The sequence below is a fragment of the Pantoea phytostimulans genome (assembly GCF_046118715.1).
Classification (GTDB): Bacteria; Pseudomonadota; Gammaproteobacteria; order Enterobacterales; family Enterobacteriaceae; genus Pantoea; species Pantoea phytostimulans.
This window is the reverse complement of the sequence record NZ_CP173698.1, coordinates 2977472-2996077: the sequence shown is the minus strand read 5'-3', so window position 1 is coordinate 2996077 and position 18606 is coordinate 2977472. Positions and strand designations below refer to the sequence as shown.

20 protein-coding genes are annotated in these 18606 nt (G+C 47.8%); 12 read left to right on the top strand and 8 right to left on the bottom strand.

The window, feature by feature from the left end; translation table 11 throughout:
- The first annotated feature begins 98 nt into the window (after nucleotides 1-98).
- The 3 genes from rfaD to rfaC are packed head-to-tail and all read left to right on the top strand — an operon-like array spanning nucleotide 99 to nucleotide 3069.
- Nucleotides 99-1031, top strand: a complete 933-nt coding sequence (rfaD, locus tag ACF2G4_RS14025; RefSeq protein WP_243079986.1) for an ADP-glyceromanno-heptose 6-epimerase — start codon at nucleotides 99-101, stop codon at nucleotides 1029-1031.
- Between the two features lie 17 nt (nucleotides 1032-1048).
- On the top strand, nucleotides 1049-2107 hold the full coding sequence (gene rfaF, locus ACF2G4_RS14020; protein ID WP_409075004.1) for an ADP-heptose--LPS heptosyltransferase RfaF: 1059 nt from the start codon (nucleotides 1049-1051) through the stop codon (nucleotides 2105-2107).
- Nucleotides 2095-3069: a lipopolysaccharide heptosyltransferase RfaC gene (rfaC, locus tag ACF2G4_RS14015; protein ID WP_409075003.1), complete on the top strand. Its 975-nt coding sequence runs from the start codon at nucleotides 2095-2097 to the stop codon at nucleotides 3067-3069. The genes rfaF and rfaC overlap by 13 nt, the downstream gene beginning before the upstream one ends.
- A gap of 54 nt (nucleotides 3070-3123) precedes the next feature.
- Here rfaC and ACF2G4_RS14010 read toward each other — a convergent pair whose 3' ends face one another.
- The 5 genes from ACF2G4_RS14010 to envC all read right to left on the bottom strand — a co-directional run bounded on the left by ACF2G4_RS14010 (nucleotide 3124) and on the right by envC (nucleotide 8935).
- Nucleotides 3124-4035: a glycosyltransferase family 2 protein gene (locus tag ACF2G4_RS14010; protein WP_409075002.1), complete on the bottom strand. Its 912-nt coding sequence runs from the start codon at nucleotides 4033-4035 to the stop codon at nucleotides 3124-3126.
- 104 nt (nucleotides 4036-4139) lie between these two features.
- Nucleotides 4140-5381, bottom strand: a complete 1242-nt coding sequence (locus tag ACF2G4_RS14005) for an O-antigen ligase family protein (protein ID WP_409075001.1) — start codon at nucleotides 5379-5381, stop codon at nucleotides 4140-4142.
- Between the two features lie 2 nt (nucleotides 5382-5383).
- Entirely contained in the window at nucleotides 5384-6505 is a 1122-nt protein-coding gene (locus ACF2G4_RS14000) for a glycosyltransferase family 9 protein (RefSeq protein WP_409075000.1), read from the bottom strand.
- A 213-nt stretch (nucleotides 6506-6718) separates the two neighbouring features.
- A complete protein-coding gene (locus ACF2G4_RS13995; protein WP_409074999.1) occupies nucleotides 6719-7630 on the bottom strand; it encodes a divergent polysaccharide deacetylase family protein in 912 nt (303 codons plus the stop codon).
- Nucleotides 7631-7633: 3 nt separating this feature from the next.
- On the bottom strand, nucleotides 7634-8935 hold the full coding sequence (gene envC, locus ACF2G4_RS13990; protein ID WP_243079993.1) for a murein hydrolase activator EnvC: 1302 nt from the start codon (nucleotides 8933-8935) through the stop codon (nucleotides 7634-7636).
- A gap of 252 nt (nucleotides 8936-9187) precedes the next feature.
- On the opposite strand from envC, the gene ACF2G4_RS13985 reads away from it, so the two are divergent.
- From ACF2G4_RS13985 to cysE, 5 genes are all read left to right on the top strand, one after another.
- Complete coding sequence (locus ACF2G4_RS13985; RefSeq protein WP_215848163.1) at nucleotides 9188-9619, top strand: rhodanese-like domain-containing protein; 432 nt, start codon at nucleotides 9188-9190, stop codon at nucleotides 9617-9619.
- Between the two features lie 19 nt (nucleotides 9620-9638).
- Nucleotides 9639-9893: a glutaredoxin 3 gene (grxC, locus tag ACF2G4_RS13980; protein WP_215848164.1), complete on the top strand. Its 255-nt coding sequence runs from the start codon at nucleotides 9639-9641 to the stop codon at nucleotides 9891-9893.
- Nucleotides 9894-9930: 37 nt separating this feature from the next.
- Nucleotides 9931-10401 carry a protein-export chaperone SecB gene (gene secB / locus ACF2G4_RS13975; RefSeq protein ID WP_215848165.1) on the top strand — a complete coding sequence of 157 codons (471 nt, stop codon included), beginning with the start codon at nucleotides 9931-9933 and terminating at the stop codon, nucleotides 10399-10401.
- Nucleotides 10401-11417, top strand: a complete 1017-nt coding sequence (gene gpsA / locus ACF2G4_RS13970; protein ID WP_243079994.1) for an NAD(P)H-dependent glycerol-3-phosphate dehydrogenase — start codon at nucleotides 10401-10403, stop codon at nucleotides 11415-11417. The genes secB and gpsA overlap by 1 nt, the downstream gene beginning before the upstream one ends.
- 67 nt (nucleotides 11418-11484) lie before the next feature.
- A complete protein-coding gene (gene cysE / locus ACF2G4_RS13965; RefSeq protein ID WP_215848167.1) occupies nucleotides 11485-12306 on the top strand; it encodes a serine O-acetyltransferase in 822 nt (273 codons plus the stop codon).
- Here cysE and trmL read toward each other — a convergent pair.
- The 3 genes from trmL to cpxR are packed head-to-tail and all read right to left on the bottom strand — an operon-like array spanning nucleotide 12303 to nucleotide 14886.
- On the bottom strand, nucleotides 12303-12776 hold the full coding sequence (gene trmL / locus ACF2G4_RS13960) for a tRNA (uridine(34)/cytosine(34)/5-carboxymethylaminomethyluridine(34)-2'-O)-methyltransferase TrmL (RefSeq protein ID WP_215848168.1): 474 nt from the start codon (nucleotides 12774-12776) through the stop codon (nucleotides 12303-12305). The two genes, cysE and trmL, sit on opposite strands and share 4 nt — an antisense overlap.
- Before the next feature lie 35 nt (nucleotides 12777-12811).
- The gene (cpxA, locus tag ACF2G4_RS13955; RefSeq protein WP_215848169.1) at nucleotides 12812-14191 is read right to left on the bottom strand and encodes an envelope stress sensor histidine kinase CpxA; all 1380 of its coding nucleotides are present in this window, start codon (nucleotides 14189-14191) and stop codon (nucleotides 12812-12814) included.
- Nucleotides 14188-14886 carry an envelope stress response regulator transcription factor CpxR gene (gene cpxR / locus ACF2G4_RS13950; RefSeq protein ID WP_409074998.1) on the bottom strand — a complete coding sequence of 233 codons (699 nt, stop codon included), beginning with the start codon at nucleotides 14884-14886 and terminating at the stop codon, nucleotides 14188-14190. Before cpxR ends, cpxA begins: the two co-directional genes overlap by 4 nt.
- A gap of 148 nt (nucleotides 14887-15034) precedes the next feature.
- Here cpxR and cpxP point away from each other — a divergent pair, with 148 nt between their 5' ends.
- The 4 genes from cpxP (at nucleotide 15035) to pfkA (ending at nucleotide 18487) form a co-directional block, all read left to right on the top strand.
- Nucleotides 15035-15544, top strand: a complete 510-nt coding sequence (gene cpxP, locus ACF2G4_RS13945) for a cell-envelope stress modulator CpxP (RefSeq protein ID WP_215848171.1) — start codon at nucleotides 15035-15037, stop codon at nucleotides 15542-15544.
- A 450-nt stretch (nucleotides 15545-15994) separates the two neighbouring features.
- Nucleotides 15995-16156, top strand: a complete 162-nt coding sequence (locus ACF2G4_RS13940; RefSeq protein ID WP_215848172.1) for a general stress protein — start codon at nucleotides 15995-15997, stop codon at nucleotides 16154-16156.
- A 259-nt stretch (nucleotides 16157-16415) separates the two neighbouring features.
- On the top strand, nucleotides 16416-17318 hold the full coding sequence (gene fieF, locus ACF2G4_RS13935; protein ID WP_409074997.1) for a CDF family cation-efflux transporter FieF: 903 nt from the start codon (nucleotides 16416-16418) through the stop codon (nucleotides 17316-17318).
- A gap of 206 nt (nucleotides 17319-17524) precedes the next feature.
- Nucleotides 17525-18487 (top strand): 6-phosphofructokinase, encoded by a 963-nt coding sequence (pfkA, locus tag ACF2G4_RS13930; protein ID WP_243079998.1) that lies wholly within the window; start codon nucleotides 17525-17527, stop codon nucleotides 18485-18487.
- The last annotated feature ends 119 nt before the right edge of the window (nucleotides 18488-18606 follow it).

Sequence of the window (18606 nt, the reverse complement as noted above, 5' to 3'; positions counted from 1 at the left end):
AGAGTCATCTGGCTGTCTGCACCTTGATGAAATGTTATGATAATAGTCATTAGCGTGTGGAACCTCCTGTTTCACCCCATAACTTCGAAGGTATTAACATGATTATCGTAACTGGCGGCGCAGGAATGATTGGCAGCAACATCGTCAAGGCGCTGAACGATCGCGGTCACACCGACATTTTGGTGGTGGATAATCTGAAAGACGGCACCAAATTTGCGAATCTGGTCGATTTGGATATCAGCGATTACATGGACAAAGAAGAGTTTCTGATTAGCCTGATGGCTGGTGATGATCTCGGTCCAATCGAAGCGATATTCCATGAAGGTGCCTGCTCTGCCACCACCGAATGGGATGGCAAATACATGATGGATAACAACTATCAGTATTCGAAAGAGCTGCTGCACTTCTGCCTTGAGCGTGAAATCCCGTTTCTTTATGCCTCATCTGCTGCGACTTACGGCGGACGCAACGAAAACTTTATTGAAGAGCGTCAATATGAGCAGCCACTGAACGTTTATGGCTACTCAAAAATGCTGTTCGATCACTACGTGCGTCAAATTCTGCCAGAAGCTAATTCGCCTGTGTGTGGATTCCGTTACTTCAACGTGTATGGCCCGCGTGAAGGGCACAAAGGCAGCATGGCCAGCGTAGCTTTCCATCTTAATACGCAGATCAGCAACGATGAAAATCCAAAACTGTTTGAAGGCAGCGATGGCTTCAAACGCGATTTCATTCACGTTGATGATGTTGCCGCTGTGAACCTGTGGTGTTGGGAGAATGGCATTTCGGGAATCTATAACTGTGGTACCGGTCGTGCTGAATCTTTCCAGGAAGTGGCTGATGCTGTGCTGAAATTCCATGAAAAAGGTCAGATTGAGTACATTCCGTTCCCGGAAAAACTCAAAGGACGTTATCAGGCCTACACACAAGCCGATCTCACTAATCTGCGCGCGACAGGCTATGACAAACCGTTTAAAACCGTGGCGCAAGGTGTGGCTGAATACATGGTTTGGCTAAACCGTAACGCGTAAAGGAACCTGCACCGGCAATGAAAATTCTGGTTATCGGCCCATCTTGGGTCGGCGATATGATGATGTCGCAAAGTCTCTATCGTACGCTCAAGGCCGAGCATCCTGATGCCGTGATTGACGTGATGGCACCCGCATGGTGCCGTCCGCTGTTGTCACGCATGCCGGAAGTGAATCAGGCGCTGGCGATGCCGCTTGGACATGGCGCGCTGGAAATCGGCGAGCGACGTCGATTGGGCAAGTCGCTGCGCGGTAGCCATTATGATCGCGCCTATGTGCTGCCTAACTCCTTTAAATCTGCGTTGGTGCCGTTCTTTGCAGGAATTAAACGTCGCGTTGGTTGGCGTGGGGAAATGCGTTACGGCCTGCTAAATGATCTGCGTAAGCTGGACAAAGCGGCTTTTCCGTTGATGGTCGAACGCTATGTTGCGCTGGGCTATGACACGCCAGTCAGTTCAGCAAAACAGCTGCCGCAGCCTTTGTTGCGGCCGCAGTTGCAGGTTGAAGATCAGGAAAAAATTGAAACGGCAGCGCAGTTTCAGCTTTCTGCCGATCGTCCTATTGTGGGCTTCTGCCCTGGCGCTGAGTTTGGACCAGCTAAACGTTGGCCGCACTACCATTATGCCGCGTTGGCGCAGCAACTCATCGCTGAAGGCTATCAAGTGGTGCTGTTCGGCTCGGCAAAAGATCGTCCTACCGGTGAAGAGATCATTGCGGCATTACCTGACGAAGCCCGTTCCCATTGCCGTAATTTGTCAGGCGATACGTCGCTGGAACAAGCAGTGATTCTGCTGGCGCATTGCCGTGCAGTAGTCAGTAATGACTCTGGTTTGATGCACATCGCCGCTGCACTAAACCGGCCGTTAGTGGCGTTGTATGGACCGAGCAGCCCAGACTTCACACCACCGCTCGCCAGGCAAGCGCGGGTGATTCGCCTGATTACGGGCTATCACAAAGTACGTAAAGGCGACGCAGAGCAGGGTTATCATCAAAGCATGATCGACATTCAACCAGTTCGCGTTCATCAGGAATTAAATGCGTTATTGAACAGCGAGCAGGAGATGTCATGCACGTCCTGATTGTTAAAACCTCTTCAATGGGCGATGTTCTGCACACATTGCCCGCGCTAACGGATGCGATGCACGCCATTCCTGGCATTCGTTTCGATTGGGCGGTGGAAGAGAACTTTGCTCAGATTCCAGGCTGGCATCCAGCGGTAGATAAAGTGCTGCCGGTGGCTATTCGCCGCTGGCGTAAACACTGGTTTGGGAGTCAACAGCGTGAAGAGCGCGTGTTGTTTAAGCGAGAATTGCAGTCACGTCAGTACGATATTGTGATTGATGCACAAGGGCTGATTAAAAGTGCTGCGCTGGTGACACGCCTGTCAAAAGGTGTGAAACATGGTCAGGATAGTCGCAGCGCGCGTGAACCTTTCGCCAGCTGGTGGTACGACATACGCCATGAAGTGAGTAAGAAGCAGCACGCTGTTGAGCGTACGCGAGAACTTTTTGCTAAAAGTCTTGGTTACGAAAAGCCACAGACGCAGGGCGATTATGCTATTGCCGGTCATTTCTCGACGATCGCGACAGAAGATACCGCTCCTTATTTAATCTTTCTTCATGCCACCACACGTGATAACAAACACTGGCCGGAAGATCACTGGCGTGGATTGATTGAGCTGGTTCAGCCAATGGGTTTACGTGTGAAATTGCCTTGGGGCGCCGAGCATGAACATCAGCGGGCACAGCGTTTGGCGGAAGGATTCGAGTATGTAGAAGTCTTACCGAAGCTATCGCTGGAAGCCGTAGCGCAACAGCTGGCTGGCGCGTGTGCAGTGGTATCCGTTGATACCGGTTTAAGTCATCTTACCGCTGCGCTTGATCGCCCTAATATCACTTTATATGGCCCAACCGATCCGGGGTTAATTGGTGGTTATGGTAAGAATCAATACAGCATGAAGGCTGAGGATAATAATCTTAACTCAATTATTAGTCGTGACGTTTTTGCCAAACTAACGTCAATTTTTAACAAGATAAGATAAAATATTTTTAGAAAAACATCCCCAGCCCATGTATTAATTATGAGCTGGGGATAATTATTTGCACTTCAAAATAATATATTTTTTTTTGATACTGAATTTAATTAACGGGCTGATAAAAAACTTAAATAATGGCGTCTTGCATAATATATCATTCATTCTATTTCTGTTTGCATCAGACAATTGATCATTGTGCTTATACAGTAATTGTATAATATGAGAGGCGGTTAAATAACGCCACTTCTCCCCAAGCTCAGCATCCATTATGGTCAATGCTTGCGCCCTTAAATTCACCTTCGCAGAGGTTAATTTATTAGATAGGCTATGCGCATATTTAATATAGAGATAAAAAGGTGCTTCATTATAGAGAGTTTTTTCTGATTTACTGAGCAAAGTCGGAAGAAGAGCAATATCTTCATAACAAGTGAATTCGGGGAAAGGATAAGCCTCTAGCAGCGTTTTCTTTATTATTTTTCCAATAAAATGACCTTGGAATTTCTTGTGCACCAAAAATTCGCGAATAGCGACATCGGATTCAAGTTTTTTGGGCGACTGCCATTTCCAACCAGAAAGCGCAGGGGGCATTCCTCGGACTTCTTGCAATGGAGTTACCAATATATCAAATTCATTCTGCTCAATAAAAGAAACTAATTGGGCGAGAGCGTTGCTGTATAAAAGGTCATCACCATCAACCATGGTAATATATTTACCATTACAGCGACTGACAGCAAAGTTTCTCACTTTACCGATGTTTTTAAATTCTGTCCTATAATAAAAGCAATGGTTATTTTTACTGGCGACATCTTGCAAAAGCACGCTTGTCTGATCGGTTGAAGCATCATCGATCATGATAATTTCACAATGTGAAATTTTATCGGCTAATGAATGGAAAACACTCTCCATATTTTGCATGATATAATTTTGCAAATTATGAGCTGTTACCACAACAGACAAAATTTTTTTCTTCATTATTACACCAAATTGAACACTCTTTAAGAAAGCAGTATCTTCTTTACGATATGTAGGTTTACCTTACATCTTCTTATTTATCATTAAGATGTAAGGTCTATGCCTTAAAGCGATTTATTCAATCGCTTCCTTTCACCCTGCCAAAGTATAGTCAGAAGCATGATAACTGGGAAAAATATCGTTTGATCGCGACTTATATAGATCACGTCAGTCAATCCAGTAATAAGAATAAGTATCATTACAGATAAAAGAGCCGGATTGTGGTAGCGCCAACTCACCATGATGTTAATAAAATAATAAAATAATAAAACGATTACGCCTAATATGCCTTGTAGACTTGCCGTTTCAATCACTTCGTTATGAAGGTGCACATCTACATAAGCGAGAGAAGATTTATCACGTTGGGTATTATCGACGTAATTTTGAAACCATTGTTTGCGTTCCTGCTGGCTCATACCAAAAAAATTGGAAGAGAAACACTGAATACCCACTTTCCACATGGCGAGACGTGTTGTCAGTGAGCCCATATCATTGCCCTGAGATTGCTCAAAAATTTGATATTCCTGATAGGTTGCATCAATACGAGGCTTAATAACTTTAGTATAACTTGCGCCAATCAATAGCGTGATGGTGCATAATGTCAGCACGAAGCTTTTCCAACCTAAATGACGGAATTTAAGTAAACCAATGAGCAATAAAGTGACGGGAAAACTCACCATCGTATTTCGAGTGCCCGTTGCGAACAAAACTAAGTACGCAACAATAAAAATCACGAATATTGAAAAATAGTGAAAGCGACGTTGAGCATCTTGCAAGAAAATGAAAATAACAGCAGAAGCCAGCGCACTATACATATAAGCAGCACCTGTTGCCCTGCTTTGGAAGAAATCAACGCGGGGGATATTGTGCATGACCTGCCAAATCCCAACGACCGAAGCAGTTATAAAGGAAATGAGCAATCCATATTTTATGCTTTTAATATTTTTTGGCGTTAAAAACCTTTTATGTCCAAGGAAGAAAAGTGCGATTACCGCAGCAATCATTAGTCTTTTCCCGCTTGCCAGATAAGAATTGTAGATATCGAAGTCGTCTTGACCGATGTATTCGATGGCAAACCATAAAACTTTGCTCAATCCCAATAGGAAAAGCGCTGAAATAAATAATTTCTCAGACTTGGTTAATGTGAACTTTCTGAAACAAAGCCCAATAATCGTCAAATAAGATGTGATAAAGAACGCAATGCGAGCAAATTTTAAATCATAAAAAGTAAATAATATAGAAAAACAAACAATAATAAGTGATGAATTAAAAATCCATCTTAATTTATCTTCAGTTGTCGAATTCAAGATCATTCGTGTACTTTTGCCTCTGGTAAAGTTTCTGCTCTAATCTTATTAAGTATAAATTCTGCCGTTTCTGCTACGCGCTCTGGTTTAATGACATCCATTACATGTGCCAGATCAGCATGAGATTTTTTGCGACTAATATAGATTAAATGATGCAGATCAGGATTTTGAAATGCTCCGGTTGCATAGGGATTAGCCGTGACAAATAAACCCAGCGTCGGAGTATTAAGCGTAACAGCAATATGTAATGGGCCAGTATCTCCCGTTACGAGTAAATCCATGTTATTAATTATCCGACATAATTGAGGTAAGCTGGTGTCTCCAACTTCATTAACGATACGCGCATGTAGATTAGCGGGTAATAACCGTAAAAAGGTCTCAGCCCGGCCTTTATCGCCTGGACCGCCAATCAGTACCAGCGTCAAATATTGAAATTGTTTGAGTAATAAAACGGCCAATTGAGAAAAATTTTCTGGCGCCCAACACCTCTCTGGTGTTGATGCGCCAAGTTGAAAGCCAATAACAGGATGGATATTTGCTGTTTTATTCCCTACAGAAAAAGGCAGTTTCATTGTTATATCAGAAACATCACAGCCCAAACCTTCAACAAGCTTGAGTTTTCTCTCAATCACATGACCTTTGAAAGCAATGGTATAATCTGCCAACCATTTATCACGCAACGCTATATCATCCCGATAATTATCCTTTAGAATTAAACGCGAACCGGCAAGAATGGCGCATAAATAATCATAGGGTTCATGTGAATGCAGCAGCAAGGCTATATCAATGGGAGGTTCACCTTTCAGTGAACGAAGCACGCGAGAAATAGTAATAGCTTTGTTATTCCAGAATACTAACTTATTCCAATCGTTGCCTTCTTTAAGAAAGTCTGCATATTTTTCATGCGCAACCAGCGTGATTTGAGCATCAGGAAAACGTTTTCTTACGGCTCTGATCGCAGGTGTATTAAAGAGAAAATCGCCCAAAGCGGTCGTCGAAAAGATCAAGATATGCTTGGGGCTTAACGCTTCAGCGTTAAGCGAAGTTTCAACGCGCTTGCGTGACAGAAAAAGGTAACTTTTGATGACCTTATCCAGCAACTTCGCTTTCCAGATTTTACGCATAAAAATGACTCATTTTTAACTTAATAATTCCAAAAGTTATTGGACTGTCATGCCGGTTATTTGTTTCCGCATGAAGTGATTTTTACAAGCGGGCGCCTGATGTCGCTAAAAATGAGGCGTTGAGACGACTAAAAATGCCTAATGCATCGGCGTTTGACAAGGCCGATGATGAAAATCCCTTTTCATCCTGCCTCTAGATAAGCGATCTCAAGACTAAAAAAGTGCTTTTACGATTTTGGTAAATTCACTTTGATTGATGCTTTCTCCCACCACGCTTAATGCACGTGTGGCCGGAACAGGCGCTAGAGGCTGCTTAATTTTGCACAAGCCTGGCGGTTGGAAATGAGGTTGCACGGGCGTGGTGATCGCCGGCTTGTTACCTTGTGAAGGCGTGCCACTGTGCAGTGGTTCATTCAATAACTGGCTTGGGCGAACAAGCGTGATATCTGCAGGTAAGGTGGGTAGCATTTGCTGTAAAACCCGCACCGTATTGGGGTGTGGATGACCTATCGCAATGGCGTAGCCATCGCGCTGCGCCAGCTTTACTGCGCGACTAAATTGCTGCCGTATGGCAGTAATATCCTGGCTGTCATCCAGGAAAACACGGCGCTTCAGCACGCGGACCTTGGTGCCTTGCGCGGCCGGTATGGATTGGCTGTTAGCAATCGTCATGCTGTCGAGAAAGTAAAAATTGTAGTGGTTAAGCGTCTGCATCACTTTCTGCATACCAAACAGGCTGGAGGTCATTTTGCTGCCCATATGGTTATTCAGCCCCACCGCATAAGGCACGTTATTCACCGCGTTGCGAATGATTCGCTCAATTTCGGTGCTGCTCATCTCTGGTGTTAACGTATCTTTTTCCAGTGGCTGCTTACTCAGCGGTGCCATCGGCAGATGAATCAAAACTTCATGACCACTTTGGTGCGCTTTCGTTGCCATGTCGCGCGCATGCGGCGCGTTAGGCAGCACCGCTACTGAAATCTCGGGCGGCATCTGCAACACTTTTTTCTCTTCGGCAGGACGATAGCCAAAGTCATCAATGACAATGGCAAGTTTGCCTGCGTGAGCGACGCAGCTAAGCAATAAACCGCTCACAATAGCGGGGAGTTTTCGGAGTTGAAGCAAAACTTATTTTCCTAACCACGGGAGTGGGTTGACGGCCTTTCCTTGACGTCGGATTTCAAAATAGAGCGATGGCGTGCCGCGGCCGCCGCTGGTGCCCACTAAAGCGACAGGCTGTCCTGCCTTCACTTGAGCACCCACACTCACAAGCGCACTCTGGTTGTAGCCATAAAGACTCATATCGCCTTTACCATGCTCAATGACCACCACAAGCCCATAACCTTGCAGCCAGTCAGCCATCAAAACACGGCCATCAGCGATGGCTTTGACTTCCGTTCCTTCCGGTGCGTCGATAACCAGCCCTTTCCAGCGCAGTTCACCTTGCAGTTGCTCACCGAAGCGGTGTTCTACGCGGCCACGAACAGGCCACAATGCTTGTCCACCGGCACGCCCTAAACCGCCGGTGCGCGCCATCAGCTCGCGTTCGCTCTGTGTGGGTTGGTAGTTGGAACCTTTCGATTTAGCCTGCGCCTGACGCTGGCGCACTTTCTCTGCCTCACGCGCTTCTCGTGCCGCTCGTTCACGAGCTTCACGTTCAGCTTTGGCGATTTTGTCTTGCAGACGGCTTTCGTTCTGGCGCATTTCAACCAGGTCAGCTTGATCTTTCTCCAGCGAATTTTCCAGCGCGCTCAAGGTTTTCTTACGTGCAGTACTCGCTTGTTGAAGTTTATCTTGTTGACCCTGCTGCTGTGCGAGCAGTGACTTTTGCTGTTGCTGCTTTTGCTGTAGCGCGTTGCGTTGCTGATCCAGATCCTGACGGGTCTTTTGCAGCTCCTCAATGCTCTGTTGGCGGGCATCGTTGAGATAGCCAAAATAAGCCAAAATGCGCTCGTTGCGTTGGCTCTCTTCTCCACTTAGCAGGAGTTGCACGCCATTATGCTGGCCTTGTCGAAAGGCGGCATCCAGCTGTTGAGATAATAGCGTTTCTTGCTGCTGTTGTTGCTTTTCCAGGCGCGTAATTGAGGCGGCGAGTTGAGTGATTTCGTTATTTAAAGCAGAGAGGCTATTGCGTGTTTCACGCAGTTGACGACTGGCCTGAGCAATCACCTTTTCCTGGCTTTGTAACTGATCGAGCAACTTACTGCGCTGCACTTTTTGCGCTTTGACGATTTTTTCTTTTTCAGCAATATTTTGCTGAATAGATTGCAGTTGCGATTTATTATCGTCAGCACTTTGTGCGGTAACGGGCAACAACAGCGCGCCCGCGCAAAGCAGGCTGAAGGAGAGGGTGGACAAGTGTGTTAACAACGGCAGGTTATCTCCGTTGTGACGGGTCCTTGTGTGTAAAACGGTTGTTTTTCCCTTCATAGGCCAATGATTATTCCACGATGAACAGCCGCTTACCAGTGCGCCGGACCAGCATTTGCTTTTCCAAACATGTCTGTTTTAGACCAAACCCGGCATAAGCGTTACGTCATTTTTGCCATTCGGCGATTTTTTTTGGAAAATGATGCACAAATATTAACTCTGACCGCTTAGCGTCTGTACATGCGAAGTGGCGCAGGTATACTCAGAACCCTTGTTTTAGCTTATTAGCCCGGTCTGGAGTCGTTACCCCTCATGCAAGAAATTATGCAGTTTGCAAGCAATCACCCCATCCTGAGTCTGGCATGGGTCGTTTTACTCGTTCTGGTGATTGTGACTACCGTTAAAGGAATGTTCTCTAAGGTAAAAACTATCAGCCGCGGTGAAGCAACCCGCCTGATTAACAAAGAGGACGCGGTAGTTGTAGACGTGCGTTCGCGCGATGATTATCGCAGGGGACACATTTCAGGCGCAGTGAACGTGGCAGCGGCTGAGCTCAAAAAAGGCAATTTAGGTGAACTAGAAAAGCATAAAGCGCAACCCATAATTGTGGTGTGTGCGACAGGACAAAGTGCTGCTGATTCTGCTGCACACCTGAGTGCTGCGGGTTTTACGCAGGTTACTGTATTGAAAGATGGCGTAAGCGGCTGGAGCGGCGAAAATCTGCCGTTAGTACGCGGTAAATAAACTTACTGAGGTGCACACCATGGCGAACATCGAGATTTACACCAAAACAACCTGTCCTTACTGCCACCGGGCAAAGGCGCTGTTAAGTCAAAAAGGCGTAACGTACCAGGAGATTCCCATTGATGGGGACATGGCGAAACGTGAAGAGATGATCAAACGCAGCGGCCGCACCACCGTTCCTCAGATTTTTATTGATGCGCAGCACATTGGCGGCTGCGACGACCTTATCGCGCTCGATTTCCGCGAAGGTTTAGATCCGTTACTGCAGGCGTAGTTTACGCTGAACATTCTAACTCACAGGACTTAGTTACATGTCAGAACACAACACCAACGAAATGCAATTCCAGATTCAACGCGTTTACACCAAAGATATCTCTTTTGAAGCGCCAAATGCGCCGCAGGTTTTCCAGAAAGAGTGGGAACCGGACGTAAAATTGGATCTGGACACTGCATCTTCACAGCTGGCTGACGAAGTTTATGAAGTGGTGCTGCGTGTGACCGTGACCGCAACCGTAGGTGAAGAAACGGCGTTCCTATGCGAAGTTCAGCAGGCCGGTATTTTCACTATCAGCGGCATTGATGGGTCACAGATGGCACATTGTCTGGGCGCATACTGCCCGAACATCTTGTTCCCGTATGCCCGTGAATGCATCACCAGCCTGGTTTCACGTGGTACTTTCCCGCAGCTTAACCTGGCGCCGGTTAACTTTGATGCGCTGTTCATGAACTATCTGCAGCAGCAACAAGGTGAAGAAGGCGCTGAACCACATCAGGATGCCTGATGACAAATAACGCTTCGATTAGCGTCATCGGTGCCGGCTCGTACGGCACCGCTTTGGCGATTACCCTGGCCCGCAACGGCCATCCGGTATTGTTGTGGGGACACAACCCTGCGCATCTGGCGCAACTCCAATCTGACCGCTGTAACACCGCTTTCCTGCCCGATGTGCCTTTTCCTGACTTTCTTGCGCTTGAACCCGATCTGGTAAAAACCATTGCTGCCAGTCGCGATCTATTAGTCGTGGTGCCGAGCCATGTTTTTGGCGACGTGCTCACGCAAATCAAACCGCATTTGCGTGATGATTCTCGAATCGTCTGGGCGACCAAAGGTTTGGAGAAGGAAACCGGGCGTTTACTGCAAGATGTAGCACGCGAGATCTTGGGCGATGCGATTCCGCTGGCGGTGATTTCGGGTCCAACATTTGCGAAAGAACTGGCGGCAGGAATGCCTACGGCGATTGCGTTGGCCTCTACCGATGCGCAATTCGCTGAAGATTTGCAGCAAAAGCTGCATTGCGGCAAAAGCTTCCGCGTCTATAACAATCCTGATTTCATTGGCGTCCAGTTGGGCGGCGCAGTGAAAAACGTTATCGCGATTGGTGCAGGTATTTCTGATGGTATCGGCTTTGGTGCCAATGCACGTACGGCCTTAATCACTCGCGGGTTGGCAGAAATGAGCCGCTTGGGAGCGGCATTGGGCGCTGATCCTACCACCTTCATGGGAATGGCAGGATTAGGTGATCTTGTGCTGACCTGTACCGATAATCAGTCACGTAACCGTCGTTTTGGCATGATGCTGGGGCAAGGCGAGGATGTTGACAGTGCGCAACGCATTATCGGACAAGTTGTAGAAGGATACAGAAACACCAAGGAAGTCAAAGCATTAGCCGCTCGTGTTGGTGTAGAAATGCCGATAACTGAGCAGATTTATCAGGTGCTATATTGCGAAAAACCGGCGCGGGATGCAGCATTGAGTCTGCTGGGGCGTACAAGGAAGGACGAAAACAGCAGCAGCTAAGCAGGGAGCGAAGCGTAATCACCTGTAGCGCCAATTCAGGCGCTTTTTTTATCGGGAGAAAACAGCAATGTCGTCTGATGAGTTAGAACTGGTCTGGAATAATATCAAAGCAGAAGCGCGTGCATTGGCCGATTGTGAGCCCATGCTGGCCAGCTTTTACCATGCGACATTGCTTAAGCATGAGAATCTCGGCAGCGCGCTGAGCTACATGCTGGCAAATAAATTGTCTAACCCCATCATGCCAGCAATCGCTATCCGTGAAATCGTTGAAGAAGCTTATCGCGAAGATCCTTCAATGATTACCTCTGCGGCTTACGATATTCAGGCGGTGCGTCAGCGCGATCCAGCCGTAGACAAATACTCCACGCCGCTGCTCTATCTCAAAGGCTTCCACGCTTTGCAGGCTTATCGCATCGGTCATTGGCTGTGGAAAGAGGGACGACGTGCGCTAGCGGTTTATTTACAGAATGAAGTTTCAGTCTCATTCGCGGTAGATATCCATCCAGCAGCAAATATTGGCCACGGCATCATGCTCGATCATGCGACCGGTATTGTGATTGGTGAAACGGCAGTGATTGAGAACGATGTGTCGATTCTGCAATCAGTCACGCTTGGGGGAACCGGTAAAACCAGCGGCGATCGCCATCCAAAAATTCGTGAAGGGGTGATGATTGGTGCTGGCGCGAAAATCCTTGGCAATATCGAAATCGGACGTGGCGCAAAAATTGGTGCCGGTTCTGTGGTGTTGCAGCCCGTTCCGCCACATACCACCGCAGCAGGCGTGCCTGCACGCATCGTTGGTAAGCCCGGCAGTGAAAAACCATCAATGGATATGGATCAGCACTTCAATGGCAGTCTGGCGGGCTTCCAGTTTGGCGACGGCATTTAGCCTTTAATCAGCGCGCCAGCATAATCGAGTTGGCGCCACGCTTCGTATACCACCACCGACACTGCGTTCGACAAATTCATGCTGCGGCTTTCTGCCATCATAGGAATGCGGATTTTATGCTGTGCGGGCAGGGCATCCAAAATTCCAGCGGGCAAGCCACGGCTTTCAGGGCCGAAGAGCAAGTAATCTCCCTTCTGATACGCCACAGCGCTGTGTGCAGGCGTTCCTTTGGTCGTTAAGGCAAACAGTCGCTCAGGACTTTCACTGGCTAAAAATGCCTGATAATCGGCGTGCTTCTTGATAGCGGTAAATTCGTGATAGTCGAGTCCGGCACGGCGCAGTCGTTTGTCATCCCAAGTAAAACCCAAGGGTTCAATCAAATGCAACTGGAAGCCTGTGTTTGCACAAAGGCGGATGATATTGCCGGTATTAGGTGGGATTTCTGGTTCAAATAAAACAATGTTTAGCATAAGGCCCCCGATAACGAGGGCCGAAGCATAGCAAATTATTGACGAGCAGAGGAGTAGAGTGGTAACCACATTGTCAGTCGTAAGCCGCCCAGCGGGCTGTCATCAGCTTTTACCCAACCGTGATGTTGCTGGATAGCGGTATCAACGATGGCTAAGCCTAAACCGGTTCCACCCGATTCACGGTCGCGTGCTTCATCAGTGCGATAGAACGGACGGAAAATCTGTTCGCGATCTTCTGCGCTCACGCCAGGGCCATCATCATCAACGTGAACAGTAATCCCTGATATATCCACCGAGAAGCTCACGCTGATCTGAGAATTAGAGTAACGCAATGCGTTACGTACGATGTTCTCAAGCGCGCTTTCCAACGCATGTGGATTGCCATAAAGCGGCCATGGGCCAGGCGGATAAGGAATATCTAATTTTTTGCCCATCTGTTCTGCTTCAAATTTGGCATCTTCCAACACGCCATTCCACAGATGATTGGCTTTCATCGCTTCACTGATTAATGCATTTTTGTGCTGAGTACGCGACAGCACCAGTAAGTCATTAATCATGCCGTCCAGACGCTGTGCTTCCGTTTCTATACGTTGCAACTCTTTACCTTCGCCATGACGGCGGCGCAATAACGCTGTCGCCAGTTGTAGGCGGGTAAGCGGTGTACGTAACTCATGGCTAATATCTGAGAGTAAGCGTTGCTGACCGTTCATCATGCGCTCAAGCGCGCTGATCATTTGGTTGAAGCTGGAGCCCGCTGCCAGAAATTCTTGCGGACCAGATTCCAGTTCCGGATGCTGACGCAAATTGCCACTTGCTACCTCATCTGCTGCGTATTTTAATTTACGCGCCGGACGCGCCAGGCTCCACGCCAGCCACAGCAACAGCGGCGAGCTGATCAGCATAGTGACAATCAATAACAAGAGCGGGCGGTCAAAGAGCAGGTTCACAAAGTCGAGCTGGGAACTGGTCGCAGGACGAATCATATAGAGCTGGTAGTTATCTTCACCATCATGCACGGCGAAGGGTCCCACAAGCTCTACACGACCATACTTCTTCTTCTGCGGATGATCGGCATTATCGGATTGCCCGATAAAATTACGAATCACCTGCATTTCGTTGTGTTGCGCACCAATCACCCGGCCTTCGCTGGTAACCAGCACCAGGCGTTGACCCGGTGGTGCCCATTTCTCTATCGCGCGGAAGAGTCGACGCCACCACATCAAATCATTAGGGGGATCTTGCGATAATTCGACTTCCACATGCTGCTCTATCATCAAGCCTTGCCGCTGTTCACTTTCCATTAGCGAGGTCATCTGACGCGAATCCAGCTTGGGCACCATTAACACCAGCATCAACACCAATGCCAGCGTTAACCAGAAAATGGCGAAGATGCGGGTGGTCAAACTTCCAATCATGATGCCGAAACCATCAGATAGCCGCGTCCCCGTAAAGTTTTAAACCAAGGATGCCCATCGCGGCGCTCAGGCAGTTTGCGACGTAAGTTAGAGATATGCATATCAATGGCACGGTCAAACGGCGTTAAGCGCTTACCCAGCACTTCCTGGCTCAGATGCTCACGTGAAACAACTTGACCAAGATGTTGCGCCAAAAGATAGAGCAGGGTGAACTCTGTGCCGGTGAGATCCAGCGTCTCATCATCGAAGCTGGCCTCCTGACGACCCGGATTCAAACGCAGGCAATCTACCTCTAACGTCGGTGAACTGTTGTCATGCTGTTGCTGCTGTTCGCTCCAGTTGGAACGGCGCAGGATGGCACGAATACGCGCAACCAGCTCACGATCGTTAAACGGCTTCGGTAAGTAATCGTCCGCACCTAATTCCAGGCCCAGCACCCGATCTAACTCGCTGCCGCGTGCGGTCAACATGATTACGGGTGTTTGATATTGCTGACGCAGTTCTTTTAAGGTGTCGATACCGTTCTTCTTCGGCATCATGACATCGAGCAAAAGTAAATCAATTGAGTTATCGAGCAGGTTCAGCGCTTGTTCACCATCGCTGGCCACGACCACTTCAAACCCTTCCATTTCCAACAGTTCTTTTAAAAGCGAAGTTAATTCGCGGTCATCATCTACCAACAGGATTTTATTCATTTTTGTAGCCCTCCGCAGGCAAAATACCGTGTTCCTACAGCACCAATCCATCGCTTTACGTAGTTTTACACCCCCTGACGGATGTTTGCAGCTTTCGCCGTACACTGGCTCTCGTTGAATCGCAAAACGGAACGAACTGGAGTAAACGATGCGCAAAGTAACCGTCGTTGTCCTTGCCTCAGCGTTGGTTATTTATCACGCCAGCGCAGGAGCAGCAGACACCACGACGATTGACGAGATGCATCACAGCGGATTGACGACAGGCAGTATGACGCAAAATCCGCAAAGCCACATGTTCGATGGCATCGAGTTGACTGAACAACAACGGCAACAGATGCGTGACCTGATGCAACAGGCTCGGCATGAACGTCCGGCGATAAGTATTGATGATGTTGCAGCCATGCATGACTTGGTGACTGCAGATAAGTTTAACGAAGCGGCCATCCGTGAAAAAGCGGAAAAAATCGCCCAAGTTCAGATTGAACAGCAGGTCGAAATGGCACGAGTTCGCAACCAAATGTATCACTTGCTCACACCTGCTCAGCAAGCGACGTTACAGAAGAATTATCAACGTCGGCTTAGCGAAATGCGCGAGTTATCGAATTTGCAGTCAGCGTCATCGCTGCAAGCAGTGAGTAGTACCGGCAGTAACCAGTAACATAGTATCCCTGTTTTCCTTGCCATAGACACCATCCCTGTCTTCCCCGCCATGATGGCGGGGTTTTTTTTGCTTAATTTTTGCCATAACTCTCTTACCTGGCGAAATAACTTACTTAACCCTCCTGATGAGCCGTGCGCAAATTCACCCTATTAACATTGCTTTGGCGGTTCGCTTTTTTGCTGTCTTTTTATATTTCAATAAAGCGTAAAAATTAATACCAACTATTCTCTGAAATTTTAAACCGTTAATAAGTAATGAGTTAGTTGCTATCGCTAACTTTTTTATGTAATAAATACAGTGAGTTAACATTCCCTCGCTGCGCTTGCGGCGCAGTGCTCATCTTCTATACTTAATTCCGTTGCAGCAAGGAAGGCGATATACCCCGGGATAACGGAGAGCATCAACCACATCATGTATTCCAAAATGAATCTATTAACGGAGTAAATTATGGCAGAGCATCGTGGTGGTTCAGGTAATTTCGCAGAGAATCCACAGAAAGCATCCGAAGCTGGCAAAAAAGGCGGTCAGAGCAGCGGTGGCGGCGGTAACTTTAAAAACGATCGCGAAAAAGCCTCCGAGGCAGGGAAAAAAGGCGGCAAAAGCAAATAGTCACGCTCGTCGTTAGACCTGACCTTGCCAAATCTGCACTTTAATTTGGCGCTTATGAAAGTAAGCAATCAGCCCCGACCTCTTCCCTGGCCGGGGCATGTTTTATCCACGTTTTTCAAAGAACCACTTCCTCTTCTTTATCTCAGCCATTTTCATCTGTTTAAGCCGGTTTCATGCGTAGCGGCAGCACGAGTGTTAAACTTGAGCGATTGTCCCAGTTTGGGTACACGCCTTCATTGGCGCGCACATGGAGCCTGATATGCAACCCACCTATGCTCGATTAGTTAAACGCGCAGCATTGTCAGCTACTATTCTTGCGACCATCTTATTGATTGTGAAGATATTTGCATGGTGGTACACCGGTTCTGTAAGCCTGTTGGCTGCCTTAGTCGATTCGCTGGTGGATATTGCTGCATCACTGACTAATTTGCTGGTGGTGCGTTATGCGTTACAACCTGCAGATGCCAATCACACCTTTGGTCACGGCAAAGCGGAATCGCTAGCAGCGTTGGCACAAAGCATGTTTATCTCCGGCTCCGCACTTTTTTTGTTCCTTACTGGCCTGCAACATCTTGCCTCACCCAACGTCATGCGCGCGCCTATCGTCGGTATTGTTGTCACGGTTGTTGCACTGTTCTCAACCTTAACGTTGGTCGCTTTCCAGCGTTGGGTAGTACGTAAAACACGTAGCCAGGCAATTCGCGCCGATATGCTTCATTATCAATCTGATGTGATTATGAATGGCGCAATTCTGGTGGCCTTGGTGTTGAGCAGCTACGGTTTTGTTCGGGCCGATGCACTCTTTGCCTTGGGGATTGGTGTTTTCATCCTTTATAGCGCCTTGCGTATGGCGAATGATGCCGTTCAGGCACTGCTTGATCGTGCTTTACCGGAGGAAGAAAGACAGCAGATTCTGGACATCGCCACACATTGGCCTGGCGTTCAGGGTGTGCACGATTTACGCACGCGCCAATCCGGGCCGACTAAATTTATTCAACTGCATCTGGAGTTGGAAGATCAGCTGCCGTTAGTGCAGGCGCACCGCTTTGCCGATCAAGTTGAAAAAGCCTTACTGAAGGAATTTCCCGGTTCTGACGTAATAATCCATCAGGATCCTTGTTCTGTGGTACCGTTCGAGCGCCAGGATTCTTTCGGGTTTTAACTAAAATAATCAACTTAGTACGAAAGAAAATGACGTGACGCTAACAATGCTGCAAAAATTAGTGAAAACTTGTCTGACCTGAATCAATTCAGCAGCAAGCCTTTGATATACTATCTGCCATCACGTGTCGCGCTTATCGAAAATTTAGCTTACCGGCGCTCGACAGGCAGGATTAACCCTTAGTTTTGAACAATCCAGAGGTTGTCATGATCAAAAAAATTGGTGTATTAACCAGCGGCGGCGACGCTCCAGGCATGAACGCAGCCATTCGCGGCGTTGTTCGCTCCGCGCTGAGTGAAGGACTGGAAGTTTTTGGTATCTATGACGGCTATTTGGGTTTGTATGAAGATCGGATGATCAATCTTGACCGCTACAGCGTCTCCGACATGATCAACCGTGGCGGCACCTTCTTGGGGTCGGCGCGTTTCCCTGAATTCCGTAACGACGAAGTTCGCCAAATTGCCATCGAAAACATGAAAAAGCGCGGCATTGATGCGTTAGTGGTGATCGGCGGTGACGGTTCTTATATGGGCGCAAAACGCCTGACTGAAATGGGTTTTCCCTGCATCGGTTTGCCAGGCACTATCGATAACGATGTTGCCGGTACCGATTACACGATCGGTTATTTCACCGCGTTGGAAACTGTTGTAGAAGCAATTGACCGCTTACGTGATACCTCTTCGTCGCACCAGCGCATTTCGATTGTAGAAGTCATGGGACGCCATTGCGGCGATCTGACACTTGCGGCTTCTATTGCTGGCGGTTGTGAATTCATCGTATTGCCTGAAATTCCTTACACGCGTGAAGAGTTGGTAGCGGAAATCAAAGCGGGCATCGCGAAAGGTAAGAAACATGCCATTGTTGCGATCACCGAGCACATCTGTGATATCGACGATCTGGCGCGCTTCATTGAAACGGAAACCAAGCGTGAAACGCGCTCCACTGTGCTTGGCCATATTCAACGTGGCGGCGCACCTTGTGCTTATGACCGCATTCTGGCGTCACGTATGGGCGCTTTTTCCATTGAACTGCTGATGCAGGGATATGGTGGCCGTTGCGTGGGCATTCAGAATGAAAAAATGGTGCATCATGACATTATCGATGCCATTGAAAATATGAAGCGCCCCTTCAAACGTGACTGGTTAGATACCGCTAAACAGCTTTACTAACTTTTTCAGGGCGCGCTATAGAGTGCGCCCTGCCATCCTCGCCTTATATTCCCCTAAGTTATATCAGCTGGTTTTTAATTCTTTTAGCTCTGGAAGGGTTTATGTCACGCTTATCTCAT

What these genes read in the sequence shown, in the direction of transcription:
- ACF2G4_RS14010 (WP_409075002.1), bottom strand. Translation starts at nt 4,035, where the DNA reads ATGAAGAAAAAAATTTTGTCTGTTGTGGTAACAGCTCATAATTTGCAA.
- gpsA (WP_243079994.1), top strand. Translation starts at nt 10,401, where the DNA reads ATGACAAATAACGCTTCGATTAGCGTCATCGGTGCCGGCTCGTACGGC.
- ACF2G4_RS14000 (WP_409075000.1), bottom strand. Translation starts at nt 6,505, where the DNA reads ATGCGTAAAATCTGGAAAGCGAAGTTGCTGGATAAGGTCATCAAAAGT.
- cpxP (WP_215848171.1), top strand. Translation starts at nt 15,035, where the DNA reads ATGCGCAAAGTAACCGTCGTTGTCCTTGCCTCAGCGTTGGTTATTTAT.
- ACF2G4_RS13940 (WP_215848172.1), top strand. Translation starts at nt 15,995, where the DNA reads ATGGCAGAGCATCGTGGTGGTTCAGGTAATTTCGCAGAGAATCCACAG.
- envC (WP_243079993.1), bottom strand. Translation starts at nt 8,935, where the DNA reads ATGAAGGGAAAAACAACCGTTTTACACACAAGGACCCGTCACAACGGA.
- fieF (WP_409074997.1), top strand. Translation starts at nt 16,416, where the DNA reads ATGCAACCCACCTATGCTCGATTAGTTAAACGCGCAGCATTGTCAGCT.
- cpxA (WP_215848169.1), bottom strand. Translation starts at nt 14,191, where the DNA reads ATGATTGGAAGTTTGACCACCCGCATCTTCGCCATTTTCTGGTTAACG.
- trmL (WP_215848168.1), bottom strand. Translation starts at nt 12,776, where the DNA reads ATGCTAAACATTGTTTTATTTGAACCAGAAATCCCACCTAATACCGGC.
- cpxR (WP_409074998.1), bottom strand. Translation starts at nt 14,886, where the DNA reads ATGAATAAAATCCTGTTGGTAGATGATGACCGCGAATTAACTTCGCTT.
- rfaD (WP_243079986.1), top strand. Translation starts at nt 99, where the DNA reads ATGATTATCGTAACTGGCGGCGCAGGAATGATTGGCAGCAACATCGTC.
- rfaC (WP_409075003.1), top strand. Translation starts at nt 2,095, where the DNA reads ATGCACGTCCTGATTGTTAAAACCTCTTCAATGGGCGATGTTCTGCAC.
- secB (WP_215848165.1), top strand. Translation starts at nt 9,931, where the DNA reads ATGTCAGAACACAACACCAACGAAATGCAATTCCAGATTCAACGCGTT.
- grxC (WP_215848164.1), top strand. Translation starts at nt 9,639, where the DNA reads ATGGCGAACATCGAGATTTACACCAAAACAACCTGTCCTTACTGCCAC.
- pfkA (WP_243079998.1), top strand. Translation starts at nt 17,525, where the DNA reads ATGATCAAAAAAATTGGTGTATTAACCAGCGGCGGCGACGCTCCAGGC.
- ACF2G4_RS13985 (WP_215848163.1), top strand. Translation starts at nt 9,188, where the DNA reads ATGCAAGAAATTATGCAGTTTGCAAGCAATCACCCCATCCTGAGTCTG.
- cysE (WP_215848167.1), top strand. Translation starts at nt 11,485, where the DNA reads ATGTCGTCTGATGAGTTAGAACTGGTCTGGAATAATATCAAAGCAGAA.
- rfaF (WP_409075004.1), top strand. Translation starts at nt 1,049, where the DNA reads ATGAAAATTCTGGTTATCGGCCCATCTTGGGTCGGCGATATGATGATG.